Raw genomic sequence first — 17,963 nt, forward strand, 5'->3', positions numbered from 1 at the left:
ACATGCAAAAAGGCAGCCGCTGAAAAGCGACTGCCAGTAAAATCGAGGGAAGTAGTTCTAGAGGTGGCGTCAGTCGGTTGCTGGCGCCAAAGCGTTAGGGTCGACCGCTGGGGTCGCGCCTTCGGCTGCGGGTGCAGCGCCTTCAAGTGCAGCCGGGTCGGTAAGACCTGCTGGCAGGTTCGGGGCATCGCCCGCGCCCATGAAGGCAAGTGCAAGGATAAAGAGGCCAATGAGTACTGCGGCAACAACCAGAGCCTTGCCGCCAAGGCCTTCGTCATTCGTGGTGTAGTCAGACATGGGTGTTCCTCCATTTGTGTGAGGATACATTCGCCAGTCACGGCACGCGTCTCAACGGCTGCGGCGCTGCACCGGGGTTTTGAGCCTGTTTCGGCCAAATCGCGGCCACGCCAGAGGCAAAACCCCGCGCATACCCGCGCAATCCCAGAAATGTGCGGGTTATTGCGCATCGCCAAGCTCCATTTGGCCATGTTCGATCACCACCTGAGCCGCCAGCATCACTTTGAAATGCAGATCGCTCGCCCGCGCCTCTTGTGCGTCGGTCAGCTTTACGTAGCCGTCTTCGTCTTTCTGCTCAGCCGGCCAGCCCAAGATGCGGTGAATATCGAGCTGATAATATGACATGTCGCCATAGGGCCGTTTGGGGTCAACCGTTGGCCCCGCAAATTCACCCTTGTAGAGCACGTCGCCCATATCGTCTTCGTCGGGCCATGCCCATTGCAGGTTGCGCACCAGCGCAATGAGATCTTCGGTCAGAACGACCGAGCCATCCGGGTTCAGACCAAACCACCCGGCGCGTTCGTCGTCATGGCCCGCCGCCTCCGCGATATCGACTTCGCGGATGTTGGCCACCTTGTAGGAACCGGGCGCTATCTGCGCCTGCCCGCAGAACTGCTGATACGCGGACACCATGGAGATCAGAAATTCCGCCTTTTCCATGTCGGTGGCGTCCTCGCCCAAAATCTCCGCCAGATGCTGAGGCGTACGCCCCCCGGTATATGGCTCTGCCAGATCAAGCTGGGGCGCCCCAACTTCCATGGTATTCCAGCCAAGCCGCGCCTTACGGATCAGCATCAGCTGGCCTTGCGTCAGTCGAGCAGCGTCGGGATACAGCGCGTCAAAATCCGGGTCCAGCAGCGCGTTGATCGCCGCGTCATCCAGCGCGGGCGCCGAGCCGTAGCCCAGCCCCAGATCGCCCATGGTCTGCTGCGTGGCGTGAAGGATATCCGCATTTGTCCCGTCACTCGCCCTCAGCGACCACAGGTTGCGGAACACCTTCCAGATGTCGCCCAGCTTCGACATGTCAGTGCGCCACCCCGGCGGCGACGCTTTCGTCGATGAAGCGGCCCTCTTTGAAGCGGTCCATGCCGAATTCAGCCGTGAGCGGCGAATAGCCCTTGGCCATCAGCTCCGCAAAGCCCCAGCCCGAGCCCGGGATCGCCTTGAACCCGCCAGTGCCCCAGCCGCAATTGATGAAACAGCCTTCCAACGGGGTTTTCGACAGGATGGGTGATCGGTCGCCGGTGACGTCCACGATGCCGCCCCATTGGCGCAGCATCTTGAGGCGCGACAACATCGGGAAAGTCTCAATCAGGGCGCGTACGGTTTCCTCGATATGGTGGAAGGACCCGCGCTGGGTGTAGTTGTTGTAGCTGTCGGTGCCGCCGCCGATAACCATCTCGCCCTTGTCGGACTGGCTGAGATACCCGTGCACGGTGTTGGCCATCACCACGATGTCCATGCAAGGCTTGATCGGCTCGGAGACCAGCGCCTGCAGCGCCACGGATTCGAGCGGCAGCCGGAAGCCCGCCATCTCCGCCACATGGCCGGAATTGCCGGCCACGACGATGCCCAGCTTGTCACAGCCGATGTCACCACGCGACGTGGTCACGCCCGTTACCTTGCCACCCTCAGAGGTCACCCCCGTAACCTCGCATTTCTGCAAAATGTCCATGCCCATATCAGAACACGCCCGCGCATAGCCCCAAGCGACCGCGTCATGGCGCGCCGTCCCACCGCGTGCCTGCCAGAGGCCGCCCAGAACGGGGTACCTAGGGCCGTTGATGTTCATGATCGGGCACAGCTCCTTGACACGGGCAGGCTCAATCCACTCGGTTTTGACGCCCTGCAACGCATTGGCATGCGCCGTGCGCTGATAGCCGCGCACCTCGTGATGGGTCTGGGCCAGCATGATCACGCCGCGGGGGCTAAACATCACGTTATAGTTGAGGTCCTGCGACATGGTCTCATAAAGGCTGAGCGCTTTTTCGTAAATCGCCGCCGACGGGTCTTGGAGGTAGTTCGACCGGATGATCGTGGTGTTGCGGCCCGTGTTGCCACCCCCTAGCCAACCCTTTTCGATCACCGCCACATTGGTGATGCCGAAATTCTTACCAAGGTAATAGGCCGAGGCCAGCCCGTGCCCGCCTGCCCCGATGATGATCGCGTCGTATTTCTTCTTGGGCTCAGGCGAGGCCCAGGCGCGTTCCCACCCCTGGTGGTATCGGGCGGCTTCGCGGGCGATTGCAAAGGCGGAATAACGTTTCATATGGGCAGGTCCAAACGCGTAGAATTCTGACATGTTTTGCGACAGCGCATGGCCCCGCGTCGCAACTTGCGCGACACTACATGCAGGCCTTGCGACATGCCAGCTTGCCCCGAGCGGTTTTATGTCCCGCCGGGCAGTGGACTTTGCCAGCGTGGCATGAATATTTGGAACCAAATGGAGACAGGGCGTTTGGGCGAAATTTTCAACGACATTGCTGAGTTTGCAGACGCCGTGGGGACCATTACTCCCCTCGCGGGGCTTGATCTTGGGACCAAAACCGTCGGCGTGGCGGTGTCGGACGTGATGCAATCTGTTTCCACCCCGCTGGAAACCGTGCGCCGGACCAAATTCACCAAAGATGCTGAGGCTTTGCTGGTGATCGCGGCGAAACGGTCGCTGGGCGGGTTCATCCTTGGGCTGCCGTTGAATATGGACGGCTCGGACGGGCCGCGCGTGCAATCAACGCGGGCATTTGCGCGCAACCTGTCGCGGCTGACCGACCTGCCGATCACGTTCTGGGATGAACGCCTGTCCACCGTCGCCGCCGAACGCGCGCTATTGGAGGCAGATACGTCACGAAAACGTCGCTCAGAGGTGATTGACCACGTCGCCGCTGGGTATATCTTGCAAGGCGCGTTGGACCGCATAAGACATATAAGGCAGAGCAGCTGATGGACGACATATGGAGCCGCGACGAGGTGCAAAGCCCTTGCGTGAAAATTTGCGTCGTGCATCCCACCGAGCGCATTTGCACCGGTTGCCTGCGCTCGATCGATGAGATCGCCGCCTGGTCGCGGATGAGCAATGAAGCCCGCGCGGCCTTGATCGACGAATTGCCATCCCGCGAGGGGCTGTTGAAGAAACGCCGCGGCGGGCGCGCTGCCAGATTGAAGGCCAAACCGCCCGTGCTGGGTGCCAAATAAAGCATAGCGGGCGTCGTCAGACGCGCCTTTAGGTCACGCCAACCACCGGGATATGTCGGAAAGTTCGGGGCGAAAATAAGCAATCATGCGCCCTTCGGGGGGCGCATCTGCGCCATCAACCCATTGCGCCACCCCGTGCAGCGCCAGCCGGTGGATCAGATAGGCCTCCCCCGGCTGCGCGTGCACCACAACGCGCGGGCAGTCCGCGAAACACTGACGGCGCGCCGCCTGATAGATGTCAGTCAGGTCCACCTGCCCCCACTCCCGAGGCGCCACATCTGCCAATACTTTGCAGAATGCCGCTTGCATGATCTTATGGCTGCCCTCCCAGACCACCATAGGGCTGGCCCCTTTCGAGGTTTCGGTCAGCGGAATGCCCAGGACGAAGCCATGCGGCTCGTGCAGATGGCGACGCCGGTCTGGCCCAATGGGCAGCAGCCCATCCACATGCGCAGCGTCCCGGTCGCGACGGAACGCGAAGGCGGCCGCGCTTTCCCCCTCCATCGGCAGCGGGTAGCGCGGATAGATCACCGAAACCTGCGCGCGGTCCCAATTTTGCGCGCCATGTAGCGCCGTGACCACGTCCACAGCGCGCCCGCAAAGCTGAGGCCCGTCCTCCACTCCGCCCTGCGCGTCGTTGGGCAAAACGTTGACACCCGCGAACCATGTGCCGCCGCACCGTAACCAGTCCTCGATGTTTCGCGGGTCGCGGGTCAGCGCGGCGGCAATGGGATGCACCGCGTGCACCCATTGGGACAACAGTGGGTCATGGTCGAACCGGCACCAGCCTTTAGTGGCCAACGCCGCCTCTGGGGTCATTGTGCGGCCTGATGTTGCGCATCAACGGCCTCTAGCGCCTGCAGCACCAAATCTGGCCCCGCGCCTTCTTTTGAAACGCCCTCAGACAGTGTCCGCCGCCAGTGGCGCGCGCCGGGGCGGCCAGCGAACAGGCCCAACATGTGGCGGGTGACCTGATGCAACTTGCCCCCTTGGGACAGGTGCCGCTCGATATAGGGCAGCATGGCATGCACGGCCTGCTGCGGCGATTGCAGCGGGTCGGCCTCCCCGAACACCGCGCTGTCGGCGCGCCCCAGAATGTCCCATGGCTGGTGATAGGCCGCCCGCCCGATCATCACGCCGTCCAGACCATCCAGATGCGGCGCGGCCGCGTCCAGCGTCGCAATGCCGCCATTGATCGAGATATGGAGCTGCGGAAACTGTGCTTTCATCGCATGGACCAATGCGTAGTCGAGCGGCGGTATGTCGCGGTTTTCCTTGGGGCTCAGCCCCTGCAGCCACGCCTTGCGCGCATGGATCGTCACGCGCCTCACGCCTGCGTCCGAGATGCGGGTCAGGAAATCAGGCAACACCTGCGCGGGGTCCTGATCATCCACCCCGATGCGGCATTTGACGGTGACATCGACCGGTTGGGCCGCGATCATAGCCGCAACACATTCAGCGACCAGCCCCGGACGCTCCATCAACACCGCGCCAAAGCAGCCCGATTGCACGCGGTCCGAGGGGCAGCCGACATTGAGGTTGATCTCGTCATAGCCGTGATCCGCCCCGATCCGCGCAGCCTCGGCCAACTCGGCCGGGTCAGAGCCGCCTAGTTGCAACGCGACTGGATGCTCAGCCGCGTCGTGATCCAGCAAATGCACGGCCCCGCCGCGCACCAAAGCAGGTGCGGTCACCATTTCCGTATAAAGCAACGCGCGGCGCGACATCAGCCGGTGGAAATACCGGCAATGGCGGTCGGTCCAGTCCATCATGGGCGCGACGGACAGCCTGGCGGCAATTGTGGCGGGGTTGCGGGTCATGGCGGGCAGATAGCACCGGCGGCAGCGCATTTAAAGAGCGAGGCTTGCCCGCGCCGCATCGCCGGTGCAGGCTCGCCTGCGACGAGACGGAGAGACCAGATGCCCCACCCTTTGCTGCACCAGAAAGATATCGACACCTTCCAGCGCGACGGGGTCGTGCTGATCAAAAGGCTGTTTGCGGGGCATGTTGATACAATCCGCGCCGGGATCGAGGCCAACATGGCAGCACCAGGCCCCTACGCCGCCGAAAACCTCAAAGACGGTGAACAGGGCAGATTTTTTGATGACTACTGCAATTGGCAGCGCATCCCCGAATTTGAGCGCGTGATCCGTGACAGCCCCGCGGCAGAGGTTGCCGCGGATTTGATGGGGTCAGACACCGCGCAGCTTTTCCACGACCATGTGCTGGTGAAAGAACCCGGCACCTCGAAACCAACGCCCTGGCATTCGGATGGGCCTTATTACTTCGTGCAAGGCCGCCAGAACGTGTCGTTCTGGGCGCCGGTTGACCCCGTGCGCGAAGCGTCCCTGCGCTGCGTGGCCGGGTCGCATTTGTGGGAGAAGCCCGTCTTGCCGACCCGCTGGTTGGCGGAGACCTCATTCTACCCCAATGAAGATGACTATATGGCAGTGCCTGACCCGGATGCCGACGGCATGGATATCCGCGAGTTCGAAATGGAGCCCGGCGACGCCGTCGCCTTCAATTACAACGTTCTACATGGCGCGCGCGGCAATGACGCGGCGGCGAGGCGGCGGGCGTTCTCTTTGCGGATGGTGGGCGACGACGCACGATATGTGGAGCGCCCCGGCCCCACCTCGCCGCCCTTTCCGGGTCACGGCATGACCGCGGGCGACCGTTTGCGCGAAGATTGGTTCCCGGTGATCTACGCACGCTAAGAAAAAAGACGCGGCGCTGTACCTTGCGCGTAACCCGCGCGGTACTTTTGAGTATGGGAGGGGAAGACCCACTCAGCTGCCGCGATAGGTGGAATATCCAAAGGGGGAAAGCAGCAGCGGGACATGGTAATGGGCCTCCTCAGACGCGCCGAAGCGGATTGGGATCTGGCCCAGAAAGCGCGGCTCTTCGGCCGGGGTGCCAGACGCGTCGAGATAGGCCTCGACATCGAAGATCAGCTCGTAGGTCCCGGTCTTGAACTTTCCCTCCGGCAGGATCGGCGCATCGGTGCGGCCATCGGAATTAGTGACGGCCTCGGCGATTTTCCTGTGGCTGTTGCCAGACACCCGGTAGAGCATGATCTTAACCCCTTGCGCAGGGCAGCCGCGCGCGGTGTCGAGGACGTGGGTGGTGAGATAGCCGGGCATATGGGCCTCCGATAGCGTTTGGGTCTGGGTGCAGTCTCACGTCTAACGGGAGCAGAAAGCAAGGTTGAAGCTTCGCCGGATTGCGGGCTTTATGGCCGCGCCATGACGAAAATTGTAACGCAAAAGCTGACCGCCGCCGCCTTCGCCCCTTTTGGGGACGTCATCGACTGCGCGGGCGCGCCGGACAAAATCATCAACCAGGGCATGTGCGGGCGCTACCATGATCGCGCCGATATGGAATTTGACGAAGGCCGCGCAGGCGTCAGCCTGTTTCAGGCCACACCGCGCGCCCTGCCCTACACGCTGGATTTGATGGAGCGCCACCCGCAGGGAAGCCAGTGCTTCATTCCGATGAGCGAGCACGGGTTTCTGATCTGCGTCGCCCCGGATGATGGCGGCGTGCCCGGCACCCCATTGGCTTTCCTGAGCCAACCGGGGCAAGCGGTAAACATCCACAAAGGCGTCTGGCACGGGGTGCTGACCCCCCTGCACCCGCCCGGGCTGTTCGCCGTCGTTGACCGGATCGGCCCCGGAGCCAATTTGCAGGAGCATCCGCTGGCGACGCCCTACACGGTAGATACCGCTTAAGGCGCGATGGAGACCTTCAGGTCCGGCAACCCGGTGATGCCCGCGACAACCTCATCCCCCGGAGACAGGGCCGCCACCCCGGCCGGTGTTCCGGTCATGATCAGATCCCCCGGCGCCAATTCCACCAGCGTCGACAGATGCGCGATGCAATCGGCCACCGGCCAGATCATATCGGCCAGATTGGCGTCCTGCCGCGTCCTGCCGTTGACGCTCAGCCAGATCTTGCCAGAACTGAGGCTTGTCACATCGGCCATTTGCACCAACGGCGCGATGGGGGCGGAGGCGTCGAACCCTTTGGCCATATCCCATGGCCTGCCTTTTGACTTTGCCTGCGCCTGCAAGTCGCGGCGGGTCAGGTCAATGCCCACCGCAGCCCCCCAGATGAGGCCCAACGCCTGCTCGGGCGAGACATCTTTGCCGCCGGCACCGAGAGCCACGACCAATTCCACCTCATGATGGAGCTCCGACGTCGCCGACGGGTAGGCAATCGCGGCATTGTTGGGCACCACGGCATCGGCGGGCTTCATGAAGAAAAACGGCGGCTCGCGGGTGTCATTGCCCATCTCGCGCACATGCGCCTCGTAATTGCGGCCGACGCAAAACACACGCCTCAGCGGGAAACAGGCGTCACTACCGGCCACGGAAAGGGTGGCCTGCGCGGGTGGATCAATTGCGTAATTTGTCATGCGGTCTCACTGGTTAACATTAATTTCAACTGTGTTTTGACAGACCGGCCCCGCCCCGCATAGGGTTTTGTGGGGCGTAAACAGAAAGTGGCGGGCAATGAGAGCGATAAAGATGTTTGGATTGGCCTTGTGCCTTGCCGCACCAGCGCATGCACAGGACGCAGACCTCATTAGCGCGGCCAAATCCACGTTGGCGAGCATTCAAGACAATTCCTTCAATGCCGACAGGGAATATTGCGGCATGATCGGGCGCAACTCGGCCGGAAACATCGTGATCACTCGCCCCCGCAAGGGACGCCGCGACAGCTGCCTGCCCCGCCCCTTTCGGACAAATGACGTCGACGTGCTAGCGTCCTACCACACCCATGGCAGCCATGACCCAGGCGCCGACGCGGAGGTCCCCTCGTTAGATGACTTGCGCGCGGATAAGGAGGAAGGCGTCATCGGGTTCGTCGCCACCCCGGGCGGCAGATTCTGGAAAACCGAGCCCAACACCGACTCGGTTCGCCTGATCTGTGGCGTCGGGTGTTTGCCCAAAGACCCCGAATACGACCCCAGTGACGAGGGCCGCGTCCGGTCGAGCTACACCGCAGCCCAGCTGGACGCGCGGGAACGTGGCCTTGACGACTGATGGTCAAAGCCCTTATTTACAAGGTTGGGGAAACTGGGAAACCTGTCGGATGAAGAAGACACTACTGTGCCTTGCTATCGTCGCGTCGGCTTGCGCTGCGCCTGCATTTGCTGAATCCGACCTGAAAGCCATCACCAAGCTCGCCAAAAAGAGCCTGATTTCCTTGCAGCATCAGTCCTTTAGCGGAAACCGCGAGTATTGCGGGATGATTGGGCGCACCAGCGCGGGCGAGCTGATTGCCAGCCCCGCACGCCGCGGCCGCACCAGCGGGTGCAACCCGCGTGGATTTGCCGACAAAACAATCGTTCCGGTAGCATCATACCACACACATGGTGCCTTTGATCATATGGCAGATGCCGAGGTCCCCTCGCTCGCCGATCTGGACATTGACTACGCCGACCGCGTTTTCGGCTTCGTCGCGACCCCGGGGGGGCGTTTCTGGATGACAGACTACCGGTCCCGATCCATTCGCCAAATCTGCGGGATGGGCTGTCTGCCCGCCGACCCGGCCTTCAAAGTCGGCATGGCGGGCGACATTCCCACAGAAATGACCCGTCGGGAAATGGCGCAACGCGAAGGGGTCGGCGGCCCGCGCCACCTGCGCGCAAGATCTTTAGCTAAGAATTAGTCGCAACTAGATTGACTTATTGAGAATCGTTCTCATATTGTCTGATGTCCTGACAATATAAGGTGTTTCGCGATGCGCTCCCTGCTGATTTCCGCCCTTTTGCTTGTGGCTGGCCCCGTACTGGCGGAGGACAAGTTCAAGGCCGTCACCACCTTCACCGTGATCGCCGACATGGCCCGAAATGTGGCTGGTGACGCGGCCGTGGTGGAGAGCATCACCAAGCCGGGCGCCGAAATTCACAACTACGCCCCTACCCCGCGCGATATCTTAAAGGCGCAGGACGCCGATCTGGTGCTGTGGAACGGGTTGAACCTGGAGCTGTGGTTCGAGCAGTTTTTCCGCAACCTGCGGGATGTGCCCTCTGCGGTGGTCTCAGATGGGGTGGAGCCGATGGGGATCGCGCAAGGCCCTTACACTGGCAAACCGAACCCACATGCGTGGATGTCGGTGGACGCGGCGGTCATTTACGTGGATAATATCGTCGCCGCTTTTTCCGAGCATGACGTTGAAAACGCTGACGTTTATGCGGCCAATGGCGCGGCCTACAAAGCCCAGATTCTGGCAGAGCTTGGGCCGTTGAATGCGCAGATTGAAGCGGTGCCGGAGGCGGACCGCTGGTTGGTGACCTCGGAAGGGGCGTTTTCGTATCTGGCGCGGGATTTGGGGCTGAAAGAGCTGTATTTGTGGCCGATCAATGCGGACCAGCAAGGCACGCCAAGCCAAGTGCGCGCTGTGATTGATACGGTGCGCGAGAACGACATCAAGGTGGTGTTCTCGGAATCCACGGTGTCCTCGGCCCCTGCGGAGCAAGTGGCGCGCGAGACCGGGGCTGCGTATGGCGGGGCGTTGTATGTGGACTCGCTATCCACGGCAGATGGGCCGGTGCCAACCTACCTGGACTTGTTGCGTGAGACGGTGAGCATCATTGCCGCGGGGTTAACCAAGTGACGGGACTGACGGCCCAAGGCATCACGGTCACGTACCGAAACGGGCATACGGCGCTGCGGGACGCGTCCTTTGAGCTGCCAACGGGGACGATTGCCGCACTTGTGGGCGTGAACGGGTCGGGAAAATCGACGCTGTTCAAAGCGATTATGGGGTTCGTGCCAACGGCGTCTGGCAGCATTTCAGTGCTCGGCGGAAGCGTCAAAGATGCATTAAAAAGCAATGTGGTAGCCTACGTTCCTCAAGCGGAAGAAGTGGATTGGTCCTTCCCCGTTCTGGTCGAAGACGTGGTGATGATGGGCCGCTACGGGCATATGGGGTTCTTGCGGATTGCCAAGCCTGCCGATCACCGCGCCGTGGAAGACGCGCTAACCCGCGTCGGCATGATCGACTACCGCAAACGCCAGATTGGCGAGCTGTCCGGCGGGCAAAAGAAACGCGTGTTTCTGGCGCGTGCCTTGGCGCAGGATTCCAAGGTTATCCTGCTGGATGAGCCGTTTACCGGTGTCGATGTGCAGACCGAGGACGAGATTATCAAACTGCTGCGCGAAATGCGCGACGAAGGCCGCGTGATGTTGGTGTCGACCCATAACCTTGGCTCGGTGCCGGAGTATTGCGACCGCACCGTTCTGATCAAGGGGACCGTGCTGGCCTATGGGCCGACGGAGGAGATCTTTACCTCGAAGAACTTGGAACGCGCCTTTGGCGGCGTATTGAGGCATTTCGTCATGCAAGGCGCGGACCTGCATGATGATGACGAGGATAAGCGGCGACTGACCGTGATTTCCGATGATGAACGGCCGTTCGTGATCTACGAAGACCACGATGACGGGGACCACAGCGATGCTTGAGCCGTTTGCCTATACCTACATGCTGAATGCGATGTGGGTGTCGGCCCTGGTCGGCGGCGTGTGCGCTTTTCTGTCGGCATATCTGATGCTTAAGGGGTGGTCTTTGATCGGAGACGCGTTGTCCCATTCCATCGTGCCCGGCGTTGCCGGGGCCTATATGCTGGGGCTGCCCTTTGCCTTGGGCGCTTTTTTTGCCGGTGGATTGGCGGGCGGCGCGATGCTGTTTCTGAACCAGCGCACGGGGCTGAAAGAGGACGCTATTATCGGTCTGATCTTCACTTCGTTTTTCGGGCTGGGACTGTTCATGGTGTCGCTATCGCCGACCTCGATCAACATTCAGACGATCATTTTGGGCAATGTGCTGGCGATCTCCCCTTCCGACATTTTGCAATTGGCGATCATCGGGTTTGTGTCGTTGGCGATCCTGTTGGTGAAGTGGAAGGACCTGATGGTGACCTTCTTTGACGAAAGCCACGCGCGGTCCATCGGGTTGAACCCGGAGCGGCTGAAACTGCTGTTCTTTGTGTTGTTATCCGCCTGCACCGTGGCGGCGTTGCAGACCGTGGGCGCGTTTCTGGTGATTGCCATGGTGGTGACGCCCGGGGCGACGGCGTATTTGTTGACGGACCGCTTCCCGCGCCTGTTGATGGTGTCGGTGGCCATTGGCGCGTTAACCTCGTTTTTCGGGGCCTATATCAGCTATTTCCTGGATGGTGCCACGGGCGGCGTCATCGTGTGCTTACAGGCAACTGTCTTTGGATTGGCATTCTTGTTTGCGCCCAAACACGGGATGCTGGCGTCGCGCAAACGCGCGGCGGAGGCGCTGTGATGGACGAGTTGCTGCTGCCCTTCCAATTCCAGTTCATGCGTGACGCGTTTTTGATCACGGTGATGCTGGCGGTGCCTGCGGCGCTGCTGTCCTGCTTTCTGGTCCTGAAGGGCTGGTCCCTGATGGGCGACGCGATTTCGCATGCGGTTTTGCCCGGTGTGGTGTTGGCCTATGTCGTCGGCATCCCCTTGGTTATAGGCGCTTTTACCGCAGGCATGGCCTGCGCTTTGCTAACGGGGTGGATCGACGAAAACTCCCGCGTGAAGCGGGACACGGTGATGGGGGTGGTGTTCTCAGCCATGTTTGGGCTGGGGATCGTGCTTTACACCAAGATCGAGAGCGACGTGCATCTGGATCACATTCTGTTTGGCAATATGCTGGGCGTGGGGCCTTCTGATCTGTGGCTGACGGGGGTGATTGCCCTCGGTGTCACCGTCCTGCTGCTGGCCTTCTGGCGCGACCTGCTTCTGCATGCGTTTGATGAGCAGCAGGCACGGGCCTTGGGGTTGAATGTGCGCTGGTTGCATTTTGGGCTGCTGGCGGTGATCTCGCTGACCGTCGTGGCGGCATTGAAAGCCGTGGGCATCATCTTGGCCATTGCCTTTCTCGTGGGCCCCGGCGCGGTTGCGTTCCTGGTGACCCGGCAATTTGGGCAGATGTTGCTGACGGCTGTGGCCGTTGCGGTTTTCTCAAGTGTTGCGGGAGTTTACCTGAGCTTCTTCATCGACAGCGCGCCTGCGCCGACCATCGTGCTGATCCTGTCAGGGCTATTTGTCCTGGCCTTCCTCAACACCATCCGGCGCGCGCGCACCGCATAAAGCTTGGCGGATGGACGGGTTTTGCCTAATGGTTAACCCATGAACAGATACCCCAGAGATATGCGCGGCTACGGTCCGCGCACGCCGGACCCGCAATGGCCTGACGAGGCCAAAATCGCGGTTCAGATCGTGCTGAACTACGAAGAAGGCGGCGAGAACAACATCCTGCATGGCGACAAGGCGTCTGAGGCGTTTTTGTCGGAGATCGTGGGCGCCTCTGCATGGGACGCGCAGCGGCACTGGAACATGGAATCGATCTACGAATACGGCGCGCGCGCTGGATTCTGGCGGCTGCACCGTTTGCTGAAGGATTTGCCGGTGACTGTGTATGGCGTGGCAACGGCACTGGCGCGCGCGCCTGAGCAGCTGGCGGCGATGAAAGACGCCGGGTGGGAGATCGCCTCCCACGGGTTGAAATGGATCGAGTACAAGGACTTTACCGAGGACGAAGAGCGCGACCACCTGCGCCAAGCCATTGCTTTGCATACGGAAGTTGTGGGGGAGCGGCCTCGCGGCTGGTACACGGGGCGGTGTTCCGAGAACACGTTGCGGCTGGTGGCAGAAGAAGGCGGCTTCGCCTATTGCGCCGACAGCTACGCCGACGACCTGCCCTATTGGACGCGGTTTGACGGGGTCGATCAGCTGGTGGTGCCCTATACGTTGGATTGCAACGACATGCGGTTTGCAACGCCGCAAGGGTTCAACTCGGGCGACCAGTTCGAGGCCTATCTGCGCGACACGTTTGACGCGCTTTATGCCGAAGGCGTCGAAGGTGCTGCCAAGATGATGTCCATTGGGCTGCATTGCCGTTTGGTGGGCCGCCCCGGGCGGGTTCAGGCGCTGAAACGGTTTATTGAGTACGCCAACAGCCATGACGGCGTATGGTTTGCCACGCGCGAACAGATTGCGGATCATTGGGCACAGGTCCACCCGGCGGCCCCGAAGACGCGGCCATGCATGATGGATAAGACCACCTTTACAAACACTTACGGCAGCGTGTTTGAGCATTCCCCTTGGGTCGCCGAACACGCTTGGGACTTGGAACTTGGCCCAAGCAATGACAGCGCAACGGGGCTGCACGCAGCCCTGGTCCGGGCGTTCAGGTCGGCCCCCGCGCCGCAACGCTTGGATGTGTTGGATGCGCATCCTGATTTGGCTGGCAAGCTGGCCGCAGCAAAGCAATTGACCAAGGAAAGCACGGCAGAGCAGGCCTCTGCCGGGTTGGATGTCTTGTCGGATGCAGAACGCGCAGCCTTTGCCCAGATGAACGAGGATTACGTCGCAAAGCACGGATTTCCCTTCATTATTGCGGTGAAGGACCATGACAAATCTTCGATCATGGCGGCGTTTGAGCGGCGGATTGGCAATACCAGCGAAGTGGAATTCGAGGAAGCTTGCCGCCAGGTAGAGCGCATCGCCTATCACCGCCTCACCACTATGCTGCCGGAGGATCACTGATGGCTTACGCGACCCCCATGGGCGGTTTGCCCAAGCAGACAGATGACCTGACCGGCAAGGCAGTGTTCACCGAGGCCTACGCGTTTCTGCCCGCCGGCACGATGCGCGACATCGTGACCTCTTACCTGCCTGGCTGGGACGGGATGCGCATGTGGATGATCGCGCGGCCCCTGTCTGGGTTCGCGGAAACGTTCTCGCAATACATCGTGGAATTGCAGCCCGGCGCCGGGTCTGACGTCCCGGAAAGCAACCCAGAGGCGCAAGGCGTCCTGTTCGTCACATCCGGCCATATGGTGCTGCACTGCCCGCTTGGCCGCTTCGATCTGCGCCCCGGCAGCTACGTGTTCCTGCCTGCCGGTGCAGGGTGGCGGTTGCGCAACGAGGGCGACCAGATCGCCACCTTCCACTGGATCCGCAAGAAGTACCAACCGGCGCACGGCGTCCCTGCCCCCGAGTGCTTTGTGACCCATGACGAGGACGGAACAGTGGTCGAAATGCCCGACACAGGCGGCAAATGGTCCACCACCCGCTTTGTGGAGCCGAGTGACCTGCGCCACGACTTCCACGTGAACATCGTCAATTTTCAGCCCGGCGGCGTGATCCCGTTTGAAGAAACCCATGTGATGGAACACGGGCTTTTCGTGCTGGAGGGCACTGCCGATTACCTGCTGAATCGTGACTGGGTCAGCGTGGGTCCCGGCGATTTCATGTGGCTGCGCGCCTTCTGCCCTCAGGCGTGCCGCGCCACGGGGGAAGGGCCGTTCCGCTACTTGCTCTACAAGGACGTGAACCGCCACGCTGGGCTGTAAATGGGACCAAAAGCCCCAAAAACGCACAATATATAGACAAACATGTCGCAAAATGACTAGGTTTTGACGTGCGGAGCATAAATGCTCGCACCGGGCGCCGCTGCGCCTTTCAAAGCCTGCGTGCTGGCGGGCCAATATCAAGAGAGACGGCGCGAGGGACCGCGACCGGCCCAGATAACATCTCGGGGAGAGAAACGACATGACTGACGCAACTTCAAACGCGGGGGCGTATTCCGATCCGAATACCACCCCGCCCATGGCCCAAGCGGTACCGCTGGGCCTACAACATGTATTGGCGATGTTCGCCTCCAACGTGACCCCTTCGATCATTGTGGCGGGTGCGGCCGGGCTGGCCTTTGGCTCTGCCGAACAGGTCTATCTTATCCAGATGGCGATGCTGTTTGCGGGCGTCGCAACCTTGTTCCAAACCGTGGGCATCGGTCCAGTTGGTGCGCGCCTGCCCATCATGCAGGGTACGTCTTTTGCATTTGTTGGTGTTTTGGCAGGCGTTGCAGCCGTTCAAGGTTTGGGCGTGGCATTGACCGCGTGCATCATCGGCGGCGTGATCCATTTCTGCCTTGGTGCGGTGATCCAGAAGCTGCGCTGGTTGTTCCCGCCGCTGATCACCGGCCTGGTGATCCTGGCGATTGGTTTGTACCTGATCCCGGTGGCGATCAAATACGCCGCGGGCGGGGCCGCCTCGTTCCAGATGGAGGCTGAAAGCTTCGGATCCTTGATGCACTGGTCGGTCGCCCTGACGGTGATTGTCGTGTCGCTTGCGCTGAAATTCTTCATGAAAGGCCCGATATCCAACGCGGCCATCCTGATTGGCCTGCTGGCCGGTTATGTGCTGGCCTACATCCTTGGCATGGTGAATTTCGGGGCGGTTGGCAAGGCGTCGTGGATCACTTCCATCCAGCCCTTGCCCTACGGATTTGAGTTCTCGCTGGGCGCGGTAATTGCAGTGACCTTGGTGTCGGTGGTCTCTGCCATTGAAACGGTGGGCGACGCATCGGCCACCACCAAAGCAGGCGCCGGACGTATCGCAACGGACAAAGAGATCGCGGGCGCGACCTACGCCGACGGCCTCGGCACCGCAGTTGCGGGCGTCTTTGGCGGCCTGCCGAACACCTCCTTCAGCCAGAACGTGGGGATCGTTGGGATGACCGGCATCATGTCGCGCCACGTGGTGACCATCGCGGGCATCATCATGATCCTTTGCGGATTGATCCCCAAGGTGGGCGCCGTCATCGCCTCCATGCCCCTGCCCGTTCTGGGTGGCGGCGTGATTGTGATGTTCGGCATGGTGGCCGCCGCGGGTCTGAACATGCTGACCGAGGTCAAGATGAACCGCCGCAACATGATCATCATCGCGGTGTCGCTGGCGGCTGGTCTGGGTCTGAACCTGGTGCCGACAGCCGTTCAGTACCTGCCGGGCGTCGTTAAGATCCTGGCAACCTCCGCAGTGGCTCCCACCGCGATTGTCGCGATCGCGCTGAACCTCCTTCTTCCCGAAGAGGTCTAGCCCCCGCGAACCGAATCGAATGGCCCGCCTGACATGGCGGGCCGTTTTGATTTTGCCCCCTTGGTCTCCGCCCCATATGGCGCTACTCAAGCCGCGGACCTGAAAGGGAATTGACGATGCTGACCTGTTTCAAAAGCTACGATGTGCGGGGCCAGCTTGGCGACGAGCTGAACGTGGAAATCGCCTACCGCATCGGCCGCGGCTTCGCCGTGGCCATGGCCCCCGACACCGTGGTGATCGGCTACGACGTGCGCCCCACATCGCCCGATTTGGCCGCCGCCCTCACCGAGGGGCTGCGGGACGAGGGCGTCAACGTCATCGACATCGGCCTATGCGGGACCGAAGAGGTCTATTTCGCGACCTCCCATTACGGTTTGGGCGGCGGGCTGATGGTCACGGCGTCGCATAACCCGATTGACTATAACGGCATCAAAATGGTGCGCGAAGGCTCCCGGCCCATTTCCGCCGCCGATGGTTTGGGCGAGATCAACACCCTGGCCACGGCGGATGATTTCGGCGCGCCCAAGGCGCGCGGCACCTATGAAACCCGCGACCCGCGCGACGCCTATGCGGATCGGGTGGTCAGCTTCGCAGACTTGTCCGCGTTGAAACCCATGAAGATCGTGGTCAATGCAGGCAACGGGGTGGCCGGGCCCTCCTTCGACGTCATTGCCGACAAGCTGGCCAAAGCCGGTGCGCCATTTGAGTTCATCCGCCACAACCATGACCCCGACGGCAGCTTCCCAAATGGCATCCCCAACCCGCTTCTGGAAGAAAACCGCGCGCAAACTGCCGACCGCGTCATCGCGGAAGGGGCCGATCTGGGCGTTGCCTGGGACGGCGACTTTGACCGCTGCTTCTTTTTTGATGAGACTGGAGCCTTTGTGGACGGGGAATACGTGGTGGGGCTCTTGGCCTCCGCCTTCCTGCCGAAACATCCGGGCGCCAAGATCATCCATGACCCACGCGTGATTTGGGCGCTTACGGACCTGTTGGCCTCCGGCGGCGGTGAGCCGGTGGTGTCACAATCCGGCCACTCCCACATCAAGGCCAAAATGCGCGAGGTGGACGCGGTCTATGGCGGCGAGATGTCGGCCCATCACTATTTCCGCGATTTCATGTATTGCGACAGCGGCATGATCCCGTGGCTCTTGGTGGCGGAACATATGTGCCGCACGGGCCAGCCCTTGTCGGCGCTTGTGGCGGATATGCAGGCGCGTTTCCCCTCCTCAGGGGAGATCAACTTCAAACTTGCTGACAAACAACCCGCCATTGACGCGTTTGAGGCAAGGTATGTCCAACACGCCAAGGACGTGGACCGGCTGGACGGCGTCTCGCTTGATATGGGCGAATGGCGGGTCAATCTGCGTCAGTCCAACACCGAACCGGTGCTACGCCTCAACGTCGAGGCCAAGGGCGACCGCGCGCTGCTGGCCGACAAAGTCAAAGAGATCAGCACGCTCATCACGAACGCCTAGTCCCCTTTCTTCGTTCAAAAATATCCTGGGGGGAGGAGCGTCAGCGACGGGGGGCAAAGCCCCCGCCTGATCGACGAGGCGTAGC

Annotated in this window: 21 protein-coding genes; 14 read left to right on the forward strand and 7 right to left on the reverse strand. The window is 61.3% G+C overall.

Translation table 11 applies throughout. The annotated features are described in order from the left end of the window. Positions 1-69: 69 nt before the first annotated feature. The 3 genes from Q0899_RS05865 to Q0899_RS05875 form a co-directional block, all read right to left on the reverse strand. Positions 70-297: a hypothetical protein gene (locus Q0899_RS05865; RefSeq protein ID WP_298290282.1), complete on the reverse strand. Its 228-nt coding sequence runs from the start codon at positions 295-297 to the stop codon at positions 70-72. A 159-nt stretch (positions 298-456) separates the two neighbouring features. Continuing rightward, a complete protein-coding gene (locus Q0899_RS05870; RefSeq protein WP_299191502.1) occupies positions 457-1,320 on the reverse strand; it encodes a hypothetical protein in 864 nt (287 codons plus the stop codon). A 1-nt stretch (position 1,321) separates the two neighbouring features. Next, a complete protein-coding gene (locus Q0899_RS05875; protein ID WP_299191504.1) occupies positions 1,322-2,566 on the reverse strand; it encodes a sarcosine oxidase subunit beta family protein in 1,245 nt (414 codons plus the stop codon). Positions 2,567-2,722: 156 nt separating this feature from the next. On the opposite strand from Q0899_RS05875, the gene ruvX reads away from it, so the two are divergent. Further along, on the forward strand, positions 2,723-3,238 hold the full coding sequence (gene ruvX / locus Q0899_RS05880) for a Holliday junction resolvase RuvX (RefSeq protein WP_298290276.1): 516 nt from the start codon (positions 2,723-2,725) through the stop codon (positions 3,236-3,238). Continuing rightward, positions 3,235-3,489, forward strand: a complete 255-nt coding sequence (locus tag Q0899_RS05885) for a DUF1289 domain-containing protein (RefSeq protein WP_298293262.1) — start codon at positions 3,235-3,237, stop codon at positions 3,487-3,489. The genes ruvX and Q0899_RS05885 overlap by 4 nt, the downstream gene beginning before the upstream one ends. 33 nt (positions 3,490-3,522) lie before the next feature. On the opposite strand, the gene Q0899_RS05890 is transcribed toward Q0899_RS05885, so the two are convergent. Together Q0899_RS05890 and dusA are read right to left on the reverse strand one after the other, a co-directional pair. Beyond that, a complete protein-coding gene (locus tag Q0899_RS05890) occupies positions 3,523-4,308 on the reverse strand; it encodes a hypothetical protein (protein WP_298357013.1) in 786 nt (261 codons plus the stop codon). Next, on the reverse strand, positions 4,305-5,309 hold the full coding sequence (gene dusA / locus Q0899_RS05895; RefSeq protein ID WP_298357010.1) for a tRNA dihydrouridine(20/20a) synthase DusA: 1,005 nt from the start codon (positions 5,307-5,309) through the stop codon (positions 4,305-4,307). The genes Q0899_RS05890 and dusA overlap by 4 nt, the downstream gene beginning before the upstream one ends. Positions 5,310-5,408: 99 nt before the next feature. Between dusA and Q0899_RS05900 the strand changes: the two genes are divergently transcribed. Beyond that, positions 5,409-6,206: a phytanoyl-CoA dioxygenase family protein gene (locus Q0899_RS05900; RefSeq protein WP_299191507.1), complete on the forward strand. Its 798-nt coding sequence runs from the start codon at positions 5,409-5,411 to the stop codon at positions 6,204-6,206. A gap of 72 nt (positions 6,207-6,278) precedes the next feature. Here Q0899_RS05900 and uraH read toward each other — a convergent pair whose 3' ends face one another. After that, positions 6,279-6,632, reverse strand: coding sequence for a hydroxyisourate hydrolase (gene uraH / locus Q0899_RS05905; protein ID WP_298290264.1), 354 nt, complete (start codon positions 6,630-6,632; stop codon positions 6,279-6,281). A 102-nt stretch (positions 6,633-6,734) separates the two neighbouring features. Between uraH and Q0899_RS05910 the strand changes: the two genes are divergently transcribed. Then, positions 6,735-7,220, forward strand: a complete 486-nt coding sequence (locus Q0899_RS05910) for an ureidoglycolate lyase (RefSeq protein ID WP_298290261.1) — start codon at positions 6,735-6,737, stop codon at positions 7,218-7,220. Here Q0899_RS05910 and Q0899_RS05915 read toward each other — a convergent pair. Continuing rightward, on the reverse strand, positions 7,217-7,906 hold the full coding sequence (locus Q0899_RS05915) for a fumarylacetoacetate hydrolase family protein (protein WP_298290258.1): 690 nt from the start codon (positions 7,904-7,906) through the stop codon (positions 7,217-7,219). The genes Q0899_RS05910 and Q0899_RS05915 overlap by 4 nt on opposite strands. Before the next feature lie 97 nt (positions 7,907-8,003). Here Q0899_RS05915 and Q0899_RS05920 point away from each other — a divergent pair, with 97 nt between their 5' ends. The 10 genes from Q0899_RS05920 (at position 8,004) to Q0899_RS05965 (ending at position 17,878) form a co-directional block, all read left to right on the forward strand. Continuing rightward, positions 8,004-8,537, forward strand: coding sequence for a DUF4329 domain-containing protein (locus Q0899_RS05920; protein ID WP_299191510.1), 534 nt, complete (start codon positions 8,004-8,006; stop codon positions 8,535-8,537). 49 nt (positions 8,538-8,586) lie between these two features. After that, the gene (locus Q0899_RS05925; RefSeq protein WP_299191512.1) at positions 8,587-9,165 is read left to right on the forward strand and encodes a DUF4329 domain-containing protein; all 579 of its coding nucleotides are present in this window, start codon (positions 8,587-8,589) and stop codon (positions 9,163-9,165) included. Positions 9,166-9,237: 72 nt separating this feature from the next. Then, the gene (locus tag Q0899_RS05930; RefSeq protein WP_299191514.1) at positions 9,238-10,113 is read left to right on the forward strand and encodes a metal ABC transporter substrate-binding protein; all 876 of its coding nucleotides are present in this window, start codon (positions 9,238-9,240) and stop codon (positions 10,111-10,113) included. Beyond that, complete coding sequence (locus Q0899_RS05935) at positions 10,110-10,961, forward strand: manganese/iron ABC transporter ATP-binding protein (RefSeq protein WP_299191516.1); 852 nt, start codon at positions 10,110-10,112, stop codon at positions 10,959-10,961. The genes Q0899_RS05930 and Q0899_RS05935 overlap by 4 nt, the downstream gene beginning before the upstream one ends. Then, on the forward strand, positions 10,936-11,790 hold the full coding sequence (locus Q0899_RS05940) for a metal ABC transporter permease (RefSeq protein WP_298290245.1): 855 nt from the start codon (positions 10,936-10,938) through the stop codon (positions 11,788-11,790). The genes Q0899_RS05935 and Q0899_RS05940 overlap by 26 nt, the downstream gene beginning before the upstream one ends. Then, positions 11,787-12,608, forward strand: a complete 822-nt coding sequence (locus tag Q0899_RS05945; protein ID WP_299191518.1) for a metal ABC transporter permease — start codon at positions 11,787-11,789, stop codon at positions 12,606-12,608. Before Q0899_RS05940 ends, Q0899_RS05945 begins: the two co-directional genes overlap by 4 nt. A gap of 39 nt (positions 12,609-12,647) precedes the next feature. Continuing rightward, positions 12,648-14,066: an allantoinase PuuE gene (gene puuE / locus Q0899_RS05950; RefSeq protein WP_299191520.1), complete on the forward strand. Its 1,419-nt coding sequence runs from the start codon at positions 12,648-12,650 to the stop codon at positions 14,064-14,066. Next, positions 14,063-14,875 carry a bifunctional allantoicase/(S)-ureidoglycine aminohydrolase gene (locus Q0899_RS05955; RefSeq protein WP_299195256.1) on the forward strand — a complete coding sequence of 271 codons (813 nt, stop codon included), beginning with the start codon at positions 14,063-14,065 and terminating at the stop codon, positions 14,873-14,875. The genes puuE and Q0899_RS05955 overlap by 4 nt, the downstream gene beginning before the upstream one ends. A gap of 199 nt (positions 14,876-15,074) precedes the next feature. Continuing rightward, positions 15,075-16,400 carry a nucleobase:cation symporter-2 family protein gene (locus Q0899_RS05960; RefSeq protein ID WP_298290235.1) on the forward strand — a complete coding sequence of 442 codons (1,326 nt, stop codon included), beginning with the start codon at positions 15,075-15,077 and terminating at the stop codon, positions 16,398-16,400. A gap of 110 nt (positions 16,401-16,510) precedes the next feature. After that, positions 16,511-17,878, forward strand: coding sequence for a phosphomannomutase (locus tag Q0899_RS05965; RefSeq protein WP_299191522.1), 1,368 nt, complete (start codon positions 16,511-16,513; stop codon positions 17,876-17,878). Positions 17,879-17,963 lie beyond the last annotated feature (85 nt).

The sequence above is a fragment of the uncultured Litoreibacter sp. genome (assembly GCF_947501785.1).
Lineage (GTDB): Bacteria > Pseudomonadota > Alphaproteobacteria > Rhodobacterales > Rhodobacteraceae > Litoreibacter.